6 protein-coding genes are annotated in these 11,640 nt (G+C 44.0%); all 6 read right to left on the reverse strand.

Translation table 11 applies throughout. The annotated features are described in order from the left end of the window. Positions 1-195: 195 nt before the first annotated feature. Genes ABX891_RS11695 through ABX891_RS11720 form a run of 6 tightly spaced genes read right to left on the reverse strand, consistent with a single transcriptional unit; the run spans position 196 to position 11,631 of the window. A complete protein-coding gene (locus tag ABX891_RS11695) occupies positions 196-8,709 on the reverse strand; it encodes an LPD38 domain-containing protein (RefSeq protein WP_354629557.1) in 8,514 nt (2,837 codons plus the stop codon). A 1-nt stretch (position 8,710) separates the two neighbouring features. Continuing rightward, positions 8,711-9,886, reverse strand: a complete 1,176-nt coding sequence (locus tag ABX891_RS11700) for a hypothetical protein (protein ID WP_354629558.1) — start codon at positions 9,884-9,886, stop codon at positions 8,711-8,713. 10 nt (positions 9,887-9,896) lie between these two features. Further along, positions 9,897-10,133 carry a hypothetical protein gene (locus tag ABX891_RS11705; protein WP_354629559.1) on the reverse strand — a complete coding sequence of 79 codons (237 nt, stop codon included), beginning with the start codon at positions 10,131-10,133 and terminating at the stop codon, positions 9,897-9,899. Next, positions 10,133-10,567, reverse strand: a complete 435-nt coding sequence (locus tag ABX891_RS11710; protein ID WP_354629560.1) for a hypothetical protein — start codon at positions 10,565-10,567, stop codon at positions 10,133-10,135. Before ABX891_RS11710 ends, ABX891_RS11705 begins: the two co-directional genes overlap by 1 nt. A 9-nt stretch (positions 10,568-10,576) precedes the next feature. Continuing rightward, positions 10,577-11,209, reverse strand: coding sequence for a hypothetical protein (locus ABX891_RS11715; RefSeq protein WP_354629561.1), 633 nt, complete (start codon positions 11,207-11,209; stop codon positions 10,577-10,579). 5 nt (positions 11,210-11,214) lie between these two features. Then, positions 11,215-11,631 carry a hypothetical protein gene (locus ABX891_RS11720; RefSeq protein ID WP_354629562.1) on the reverse strand — a complete coding sequence of 139 codons (417 nt, stop codon included), beginning with the start codon at positions 11,629-11,631 and terminating at the stop codon, positions 11,215-11,217. Between the last annotated feature and the right edge of the window lie 9 nt (positions 11,632-11,640).

Here is an 11,640-nt window from a genome sequence, read left to right on the forward strand (position 1 = left end):
CTTGGTTTGCCGGTTATGTTGCTTAGTTTGCTGTTCCTAAATATGGGTTCTGCGGCATGGCGTGAAAGACAAGAAGCCTTCGCATTGTTTTTTGGCTTATGCTGTGGCGCACTTATCTTTGTCTCTAATTTAATATGGTAGGTTGATTGATCCGATACTCTGTTAAAAGCCCTCTTAATTGAGGGCTTTTTATTTCTACCACTCCCCTAAATTCAAAGTCACATAAGCTTTGTGATAAATGGCGTTAATTCTGCGCTGAACATCGTCAAGCTTTTCGCGCTTTTGTTTCCCGTCTAATTTGTCATTATCATTTATCGCTTTTTGCATTTTTCGTAATTTAGAGATCATGCGCTGAACTTTAGCAAGCGTTGCTTTAGACTTTAACTTTTTACCGTCTTTTTCTATAAGCTCTTGCTGCCTTGCAGTGTCGCCCAACTCCATTGCACGTTTATAACTTCCGTAAGCCTGGTTTGCCGCGTCCAGGGCTTCATAAAAATCATTTGCAAATTTGGTGTTGGTTTTTGGCCCACTTCCTTGATAAAACGCCTTGACTACAGGGTAACGACTAACCGGTGTTTCTGGCGACTCCTTACCCATAATTTGACGAGCCACAATATCACTTGCGCCCAATACGTAACCGCCAATTGTACCTGTGTAGCCTTTGATTAAATGCTCTACCTTTTTAGGTGATACGCCAAACTGCTGAGCAATTGCTTTGGCCGTGTCGCTTGTGTAAGCGTTGTAACGGTCCTCTGCCTGCTTGTTTTGATCTGCCATACCTTCAATTGGCGAGCCCTTGAAGAATGATTTATTTATCATAACCTCTGCTGCAGGTAATACCATTTGTGGTATTGGGTTTAATGCCATTGTATTAAATACCGCATTGGCAACCGACTTACCTAAATCCTTATCGGTTTGTGTTCCTGTTCCGTAATGGAATAGGCGCTCTGGTAGCGTGCCAAAAACAATGCCTAGCTCAAACGGTTTCGGTATTCTTATGTGCTCCCCATCTGCGAAAATATGCCAGTTCATATCCTTATCCCAATCTGGCAACTGCTGATAATCTTCATCATCATCATTCATTGCCGCAAGCGCCATGCTAAACGCGGCCACTTTAACACCTTTCATTGCTAAGTTAGCGCTTAGTACACGCAATGCTCTATCGTCATTGCTTGCTTTGGCCGCTCGAACAAGCTTGCTCATACCCTGCAACCGCGCATTAAAGAATGGCAACATATCAATCATGGTGCCGATCAGTTTAAAGTTACCTTTTAAGCTGTAGTCCATTAAATCTTTGGCTTCATAAGCAGCTTGTCGCTTGCTTTTACCGTTAGTAATAGCCGCTTCATACGTGCTTAATCGGTTTGCATTTTCAACTTTGTCACTAATGCCACGGTACTTCTCTAATAAAGTAGCGCCACTGGTTACAACAGTCGCCATGTAACCCTCTACCTCTTTGCTTGTTAATCCTTTGGATCTTAGGGCTCTGCGCATTTGCTGCGCGCCTGCTTCTGGATCGGCGCCATGAATGTAACCGCCCTGAAACGCTGCGCCGCTGAATATTAAATCACGGTACGATTCATCTTCTTTAAACGCTTTTTTAAGCCCTTTTATGCTATCGCTGCCAAACTTAAAGCCATCCTTGTTGATCATCCAAGCGTGAGCGGCATCACGCACGAAGTTTTTAAATATAAAATCTGGTGACAGTGTTATACCTGCTGTTAAAAAGCGTTTAGCGCTTCTTCCAAGCCTGTTAAACAGGCTTTGACTACCTACATCATTTACTTGAATTAAAGCTCTTAGCAACGCTGGATCGCTAACAACATAAGCCTGTGGCTTGCCGTCTACCATCACTTTAACTTTACCAAGCTTGTTTAAATCCTGTTGGCTTAGGCTGGCTATATCTTCGCTTGATTCAGCTTTCATATAGTCAGTGCCATCAAGATTATTAACAACCTCTTGCATTGCTTTGTTCTTTAATGACGCATCAATAAATGTACTTTGTCGAGATATAATGTTCTCAAGTAGATCTTTAGTTGATTGCGTACCACCTTTTAAGCTTTTAAGTTGTGCCGACTGCCCTGAAATACCTTTGCGGGTATGAGGCTCCACTATCATGCGCTTTATGTCGTCCATTTCTGGATCTGTTTCACCCATATCACGGAAAAATGGCACGTAGTATTCTTCGTCAAACCCTGATCGCTGGGCTTCGCTTAATAATCCGGCTTCCTGTGCCATATCAAGAATAGCTGAGTTGACCTTGTTGTATTCTAAGCGCGTTTGCTCGAATAGGCGTTCTTTGCCATTGGCAAGCGCTTTTAACTCTGCAATATCACTATCGGTTAAGTTGTTTTCTCTGCCCTGGGCTTTTAGCTGTTCAGCCCTGTGCGCGCCCATCCATGCAAGCCAGTTGTTAAGATCATCGCCAACCATACCAAATACTTCTAACAAACCTTTAGTGCCAGCTTTGCGCTGTACTATCCCATCACGCCATTGCGGCGCACCAAAGTTAAATACACCGTGTAGAACATCGGCCAAGCCTGACGCAAGTCGTGCACTTACATAACCCTGCCTGTTTGGATCAGTTACTCCGGCTGCTATCTCGGCATTTTTTATACCGGACAAGCCATCAAATATCCCTTCGTTTAATCGGTTCCAAAACGGCGAGCTCTTTAATGTATCAACTGTTTCGTTAACTTTATCTTTAGCTATATCTGAAAAAGTTTTCGCTGCTTTTTCTTCAAGGCCAAGCTTTTGTTTGGCTGTGCGGGTATCTTCGTCTGTGGTGCGGCTAAACTTAAATGGCTCTGTACTCCCTGATAATTGATGAGCTTCATAATCGCTTACACCATCACGCTCAAGATAGCCTAGAATTTCGTCTTTCATATTAGGCCACAATTCGGAATAGTCACTGCTAAAGAAGTTGTTTGATTTAGCGTCAAGCTCCGCAATAATTGGCTCAACATCGCGAACATTTAAACCGTTTTTCTTTACTTGCATTTCAAGCGCTGAATAATCAGATGTAAGCGACTTTAACGCTTTCTTAGCTGTGAATGAGTCAATGCCCTTCCAATCACCGTTAGAGTCAATTTGATTTAACACTGACTCAATATCAGATTGCGCAAAGCTATCTATGTTATCTATTATCCAATCAAGTGGCTTTCTTACTAGGCTCGCTTTTAATGGCTTACCTATTTCACCTTTAAACCCTTGTGATTTTTTGCTTAATTTTTTTCCTGATTGACTGTAGGCCAAACTAGCATCTTGATTGCTTGATGTTTCCCTCTGTGCTTTAAATCCCTTCACTATACTTTCTAGCATTTCACGCATTGCTGTTATTTCATCATCCTCACGATAAACAACGCCAAGCTTATCAAGCTGCTTGCGAATAAAGCGTTTTAACGCATTCCACCAATACTTAACTTCGCCTTTGCTGGGTTCGCTCTCTACAAAGCGTGCAAAAATTTCCTCTGCTTTAACGTCCTCGCTTGCATCCCAATAATCGTTGTTCGCATCTTTCCAGTATTTCTCAAACGCTTTACGGCCCTTGGTCTTTTTAATACGATCAATAAATTCTTGCTTAGCTTCTTTACCAATAACAGTATCAAGACCGCCGTGAGCAATAGTTTCATGTGCTAGCGTTTGTTTTAAGTCTGTTTCGCTATCAATGTTTTCAGCAATAACATAAACAGTATTGGATATTTCGCTATAAGCGCCCTTAACTGTTGCTCCGTCCAAGCTCATGCGCCATAGCTTTTCAGCGGTGGCGGTATCTTCTAGGATATTAACAGTTATGCCGTTAGCGCCTTTCAGTGACGTTATGAAGCCATCTGCTATCGCTTGCGCTTGCTTGGCGTTTACGCCATTAGCTTTTTTACCGGGCTTCGATTTTGAGAATAATCGTATCCCCTCACTGGTGTTTTCACTTTCAATTGTGTCGAACAAGGTTTGGTAAGCAGGATTTATTTTTTCTTGCTCAGCTTTGTTTGGGTATGGATAGGTACTATTTGATTCTAAACCTAGCGATTCCGCAGCAGTCCACGCTTCATCAAGCACTACATTTGCAAGGTAGTCGTTAGTTATGCCTTGCTGTTTTAATTTATCTATAATGTAAGTTTCAAATGATCGCGCTGTCATTTCGATAGTCGTTGCCCAATAAGCTTTAGAGCGCCTGGTGTCTAATTGCTTTGAGCGCTCAGGCAATCCGCTTTGCACGATGGCATTTCTTACATGTTTAAAAGCGTTTGCCATTTCAGGGCGAATTTCATCTGTGGATAGTGTGTATGGCGACTCCGTTATAAACTCTGTGTTAGGCCTTTGCTTACCAAAGTAGTTATCCAGTGCGTGCCACCATTCGTGCGCTAGAGAACCTGCACCGGCTTTTTTAGTAAGGTTAATAACAACGCTGTTTGGCTCGTAATGTGCAGCTGCAGGATTTTTTCCACCTTTACCTCGCGCACCAAATGCGAGCCCTAGCTTACCGTTTAAACTTAATGCTTTTGGTGGTAAGTCTAATGCTTCAGCTAAATCCATTAATCCATCGTAAGCTTGGTTTAGATTCTTTTGGCGCTTAGCTTGTTCTACCCAATTACCAAACTCTACACCTCTAAAGCCAAACGTTTCACCAAACGTATCAGGCGTTACATTTTCAGCATAGCGTTCTGGCCCTATGCGTTCGGCATTAACCGGCTTACGCATACTAGGTGTTTCTTTTATTTTCTGTAGCGTTTGCTCGACTTCTTCGCGATTATTTTTAAGGTGATCTCTGGCTGCACCTAAATCATCAAATGACTTTATTTTTAAAACACCACCTGCACCTTTCCACCCTAAATAAATATCTTTAGTGTATCGATCACGGTAAACACTTATTTTGCTTTTCTTACCACTTGTCGCATTAGCATTGTCAGTCTGTTCGGCTTTGATTACTTTAGTTAGCAGTGCCTGTACGTCACTTAACGTTTCACTTGCACCATCGTAAACGGGGCGCCCATTACGCTCTATAAAATAAAACACCTTGCTAGGCGAGTATGTTTTACCGCCAAATATAGAAAAACTACCAGAAGAAATTCGGTAATCTGCAACGTTTTTTAAGGTGTCAATATCAGCCTTTGCAATAGAAGGTATAGCGTCAACAACAGCGGCTAGCTTTGAGCTATGATTACGCATTCTTTGCATAACGCTTGCTACGTTACGATCACCATTCATTAAGTCTGCGGCAAATGACTTTAACGTATTAACTTTTTCAGCCCATCTTGCAACCTTACGAGCAACTCGTGGCTTTGATGGTATTTCACTTCTCATTGCAGCAATTAGCGCTGCTGACTCCGCATTAGCTCCTTTTTCTACAAGCTCTTTGTAATTAGGCTCAGGCCATGCTTTGCTTAATGGTAACTCAGTCGTGCTTTTCTGATCTTGTACTGCCTCACTAAAACCACCCCATGCATCTTTACGTGCGCCGCCTAGCTTTTCACCAAAGTCATCAATGCTTTCTTGTAGGCTAGCTTGTTCTGTCTTATTTGATGGCTGCTTCACTGTTGCTTGACTATTTTCCGCTGGGATCGTGTCGCTATTAAGTTGCTCTGGCCTCTTTGATTCAGGCAAAGAAAAACCGCTCTTAGGCGGTTCTGTTTTTTTAATTTGCTGATTTGAACTATCTGGGATTTCCGGATCGTTCGTTTTCTCTGTAGATTTTGGCTCTGCTGCAGTTTCTGTAATAGGTGCGGTACTAAGTGCGGACTTTCCATCTTTAGGTGCGGATATTGAATCGCGTATTTGTTGGACCATTTCAGGGTTGGTGTGCCAGTTATCCCATGCTTTAACTTCGTTTGCTAGCTCGTCTGTGCGCTTTTTCAAGGCTTTAGGGTTCTTGACGTTTATACCTTCGGCTTTAGCTATTTCAGGTTTATTGGCCGCTCCACGGATAGCAGATAAACGATTTCTAATATCGCGCTGATTAGCTGCGGCCACCTTCGCCATTTGCTCGGCTTCTTGCATTGCTGAATCATCAAAGCCAAACAGATCGCCACTCTGACCGCCTTGGTCTTGATTTGTATTTAACGCTGATACTGCATGAATTAAGTTTTTGACAAAAGTAATTGAACGCTGATCATCGGCAATTGATTTAATGCCCAATATTTGCAAACGTTCATTTCCTGGCGCAGCTTCGGCTATTGCTTCGGCTGCTTGGGCGCTGATCCGCCCTGTCCTCTGTGCTTCAATTGTTTCATTAGTCGCACTATTTGCGATTTTGAAGGCTGTTCGCCCTGTTGCTCTGTCGAGTAATCCGTACTGTTTTGCTTCTGACTCTGTGATCCCGTCTTGTTTAAAGAGTTCAACATAATCTTCTACCTGCCCTTTATCTTCTCGAATGTTTAATATTGCGTCCAGGCGCTTACCATCTTCTGCGGTAAAGCCATCTGACTCATAATGATACTGCGCCGGTATATTTTCAACACCATCACGTTTCGCTAAATCATAGCGGTGACGGCCTGTGATTATTTCTTTATTACCATTCTCACGCACCCAAACTTGAACCGGTGACATACCCACTGGATCAAACTTACCTGTCAACGGTTCGACAACACCGTCAGAATTTGAGCCCGATTTGAATTGCGGAATATCTTTAGATAATGATAGCTCACTTACTGGCGTGTCGATAACTTGAACGCCGTCAACCTTATCATTAACAGCGATGTTTTTATCATCTTCTTCATCTTTACCAGGTGCCGCACTAACGTTTAGCGATAACGCTTCACCTGCTTGTTGGGCTGGTTGCGCTTGATCGCCCTGTTCATTTTGCGCAACCATATCAGTTTCGGGACTTTGCTCCGCTGCTGCCTGTTCTGAATCTTTCTTGGTGCCATCATCGCCTTTAATCTTCCAGCCAAAACCATTATCAAAACTTACAGCTTTTGTTTTGTGGCCGGCTCTGCGTGCTGCTCGCGCTTCTTTGCTTAATAGCGCATCGCGTTTGGTTTTAAATACTTCACCATTTTTAGCCACGTTAACGCCGCTTTCGTTATCAGCAAAGATAATATCTTTTTGTGGTAATAAGTTTTGCGAGTCATTACCGGCTTGCTTAACCTGCTCTGCTGCGCGCTGCTGTGGTCGGCCATCTTCACCAAAAATAATATCCTTTAGCTCAATACCTTTAGGCTGTGACTCAAGATCAGCTTGTGCTTGCTCGCGCACTTCACGGTTTTTAGTTTGCTCTGTCGTTGGTAGTTTGCCTTGCTCTGGCACTACTTGGCCGTCTATAGGTGCATTGTCTATGCCTTGCACGTTTTGCGCGTTCTGTGCTTCCTGCGATAACAACTCGCCTTCATGCTGGTATTTAATCGGGCTAAAACGATCTTCTGGCGTTGGCGATTTATCAAATGCGGCTGCTTTTACTCGCTCATCTACTGTAGGCGCATTATTACCTGCATCTAAATCCCTTAACGATTGCTGTGCGGGACTTGTAAGCATATCGCCATACTGACCGGCCGATTTTACTGTTTCATCAAAGCCTGCCTGTCTTGCGGCTGTTGGTGCATCATAATCAACTTCATCACTTTTAAATTCTGGCGTTTGCGTATCTTCTGGTATCGCTTGAGCTTGTTCTGCTTGTAGTCCCGCTTGCTGCGCTGGCTCTGCCGCCGCTGTAAATACAGGATCATCAATACCAAACTTTTCTTTCATGGTACGGGCAACAATCGCTGAGGCTTCAACCTCTTTAAAGCCTTGCTTTATTGCTGAGTCAAACTGCTGCTTTTTAACTGTTTCAATTGCTTCTTCTGTTGCTGCGCCTGCCTCTACAAGCTGATCAACGCCGTCTTTAACTGCTTCGGCTGACTTTTGTTGGTAACCCATAACCTTTTGCGCTGTCTCTGAACCCGTACGCATCACGCCACCGACCAGTACGCCACCTACAAAAGCCTCATCTAAACCTTCAAATTCATCAATACTTTTACCTGCGCCCCATTGCGCTAATGCTTCTTGCCCTGTTTCGGTCAAACCTTCTGCACCGGCACTCATTAGCACACGTTTAGCAAAGTTTGGATCACGCACAGCTTGAACAAGCTCACCTTTACCCATGCGTTTTGCGGTTTCGACTACGCCATCTTTTAAAATATCTTTACCAAGTTGGCCCATACTCACCTTGATACCTAATCGCTCAAGTAAAATTTGGCCGGCACCGGACGCAACCGCTTTAACTTCGTCTTTTTCGCCTTCTGGTTGTTTCTCGTATGCTTCGTTAGACAAACCGCCAGCCATACCAAACGCGCCAACACCGGTAGCCGCGCCAGCCATATAAGGTAAAGAACCTGCAACTAGCTCGCCGGTGTAACTGCCCAAGCTGCCAAGACCATCAATGTCTTTATATGACTTAACTGTTGGTTCGTATTCTTGCTGCTCTTCAACATTGCGATCAATCCCTTTTTGAGCCCATTTAGATAATGTACCGCCCTGACCTACAGTGCGGCCTATTGCGTCTGTTTGCTCTTCTTCTGGCACACCAACGTCAGTAAAGCCCTTAACCGCTCGATAGCCTAGCTCCTGTACTTTATCAACGCCTGCGCCAAATGCTGCAGATAAGCTACCTTCGGCTTTTGGCTTACTTGGTTTTATAAGGCCACGGTTCAGTGCTTCATCATACATGGCTTTATGCTTGCCTTTTAATAGCCCGCGTTCGTTAGCTTCAATTAATAGTTGTAATTTATCTGCCATGTTATTGCGCTCCTAACGCACCGGTAAGTTGTTGTAGTAATTCTTCATCGCTAAGCCCTTCTAGATCAACCCCCTTGTCTGTGCCTTCAACGCTAGATACTTCAACGCCATAAGCTTTTTTCAACTGGTTAACTCTGCTTTCATATAGCTCTGATACTCGCTTTTTAGCCGCCGTTCGTGCTGTCTCGTCTGGATATACCATCACTCCTTCACTTTCTATTTTGGCAAGTGCTTTGGTCATTTCATCTTGAATAGAGTTAAGTTGTTTTTGGTAATCGTTGCTGCTTCCACGGCTTGAGCTGGCTTTTGTGCCACGGCCAAAGTTTGCAGCAACTTCGGTCCCCATTTTGTCCCAATATTCCGGGCGCTCTATCATATCTGCCATCATTGCGCGTGTTTTGATGGTGCTAACTAGCTCTTTAGGCGTGTAGGTCATTACAGGATCATCGCCCTCAGACGTTCGGCCCTTAGTCATTGGCTTTACTTTTTTTGAGCCATTTTCATAGGTAACTTGTAACGCCAGGGCTACGCTTCCATCTTCACGTTCTGCCGGCACAAAACCAGCAAACTCAACATTAGCAATTTTTGACTTTACAGCTTCGTCATACTGGCCAATGGACGCTTTTATTTTGTCGCCAAACACGCCATCAAATAGCTTGATGGTTTCAGGGGAGTTGGCTTGTGCCATATTTCCACTTTTAATAACGGTATCAAGCTTTGTGCTTAATCCTTTTACCGCTTCACGATATTCAGGTTTCATGTAAGTACGCGGGTCCATGCCTTTGTTGCGCGAAAGCACATCGTTTAAATCTTCCGGTATTTGGCCTGTTTCTCTGAATGACTGCCACGCTAAAGGTATTGCTGGCTGGTCTTTTTCCCATATATCTTGTTGCGTTTTATAGTTTTGCTCCCACTGCCTTTGTTGCTGGTTAGCTTCTAGTGTTTTATTGCGATATTCACTATTTTGATTAGCTTGGTTTTCACGAAACTTAACGTCCTGCTTGCGGTTTTGAACGCGCTCATTATCAAGCTGAGCTTGTCTATCAAGGCCGTCTTGATAACGCTGATCGTTTCGCTTATCCATATCAGCAAGGCGAGCTTTATTGTCCTTGCGTGCTTGATGGCGTTCCATCATTTCAAAGCCCTTTAACGCCCCATCTACAAATGCGCCTGCCATACATTACCCCTTAAAGTGAACCCGCAACAAAACCAACCGCCGCACCAATAGCTGTTCCCCAGCCAGGCATTATTTGAGTGCCAATCATTGCTCCAGAAGCGGCGCCGCTCATTTGTGCGCTTTTCTGCTGCTGGTCTAAGTTTTCGTTAGTCATATCGCGGTTTTGTTCCATATCAGATAGAGATTTAAGCGAACCTGTGGCTTTGCTTTTTGTGCTCTGCCCAGCCTGCATGATTGAATAAGCCATTATTTACCACCTATATCAGCTAGAGACTTAGGCGCGCCGCCTTGCCCCGTTAAAATTGAGTTTTGCAAATCATCTACTGACTCGCGTGTTTCGTTGTTTACAGAGGCCGTTGTAAGGCTTTTTAATAAACCTGTATTGGCGCTGCTTTGCTTTGTTTCATCTGGCGTTAAGCCGTATCGCCCCATGCGCTGAGACTCGGCCACCTTTGATTGATTGAAAGAGGTGTTTATATTTTTTTCATTGCGAACCATCTGTTCATTTAGCAACTTGTCGCTTGTCGCTAAACCAAATAACTCCTCCTGGACCGGTAAGAAGCGCGTTTTATAATCTTCAAATTGCTGGCGCGTTAGATCGGCTAAAGCGTTTTGATATTTATCGGTTCTAATATCAGAGCTATCAACACTGTAAATGTCGTAATCAAATTCTTCTTCCATAGATTTCTCCTATGTAGTCCAGTTGTTAGGGTCGTTATTTGGCGTGCCAGTGATGACGTTGTCCATATCAGCAAGGCCGGTTTCCGCTGGTAAGTTGTTGTAATAACTGCCTGCCGCACCAGCTACCGCGCCAGCCGCACCTAAAATAGAGTCGCTTTGTTGTCTGCTGTTATTTGCATCGTTAAATGCTTTTTGCTGTGAGCTTCCAGCTATATCACTAAGCGTTGCTGTCGCTTCCTGTGACTGCCCTTGCCCCATAGCCATTACATTTGCCATCTTGCCTGTGTAACGCTCCTGCCCTGCAACCTGTGAACGTGATTTTGCATCGCTTGTTACTGACGCTTCGTTGTCGGCCATATCACTAACAACGTTTTTAAACTTGCCGCTATTTGGGTTTATGCCGTTCGCTTCCATACTTGAAAGTGCGTTATTACTGGCTTCTGAAAACGATTTTTTGTAACCAAGATTTGTATTCTCGGCTATGTCATCGTAAACGCTTGCGTCATTGGCTTGCTTTGCTTCGTCAATAACTTGGTTTTCAAACGGTACAATGCTGTCTTGGTAGTAACCCCATTCTTCGCCGTATACTTTGGCAAGCTCTTTCTCATACTCTGTTTCTTTGACTTCGTTGGACTTACCCATGAATCTTAATCCCCTAAAAAGTGTCGCCACACGGTTAAACCATCACGCACGCCAGCGTGAGCCCAGCCATGCAAGGGAGCTACTTTGTTAAACCCGCGTCTAGCGGTTGCAAATTCGATAAATTGAGCCTTGCCGCACTTAGCAAGTCTAATGATGTGATGTAGGTAACGCTGCGTAGCATTCCCGCCGTGGCAAGACGCTACTGTTATTTCGATAAACGTTTGGCTTTCAATATGGCGAGGGCGCAAAATAAAAAAACCATCCGGCACCAAAAACAAAAAAGCCCACTCGTTTGAGCAGGCTTTGTCGATTTCTTGGTATAGGTGTGGGTCGTTTGCAATATTACCTATTCGAGTTATTGGCTCTTTAAGCCGATCACGGTGTTTATCCCATGATACGCATTGCAGGTATGACTTTTCCATTGTGATAAA

This window comes from Pseudoalteromonas sp. NCIMB 1079 (genome assembly GCF_040567695.1).
In the GTDB taxonomy this organism is placed as follows: domain Bacteria; phylum Pseudomonadota; class Gammaproteobacteria; order Enterobacterales; family Alteromonadaceae; genus Pseudoalteromonas; species Pseudoalteromonas distincta.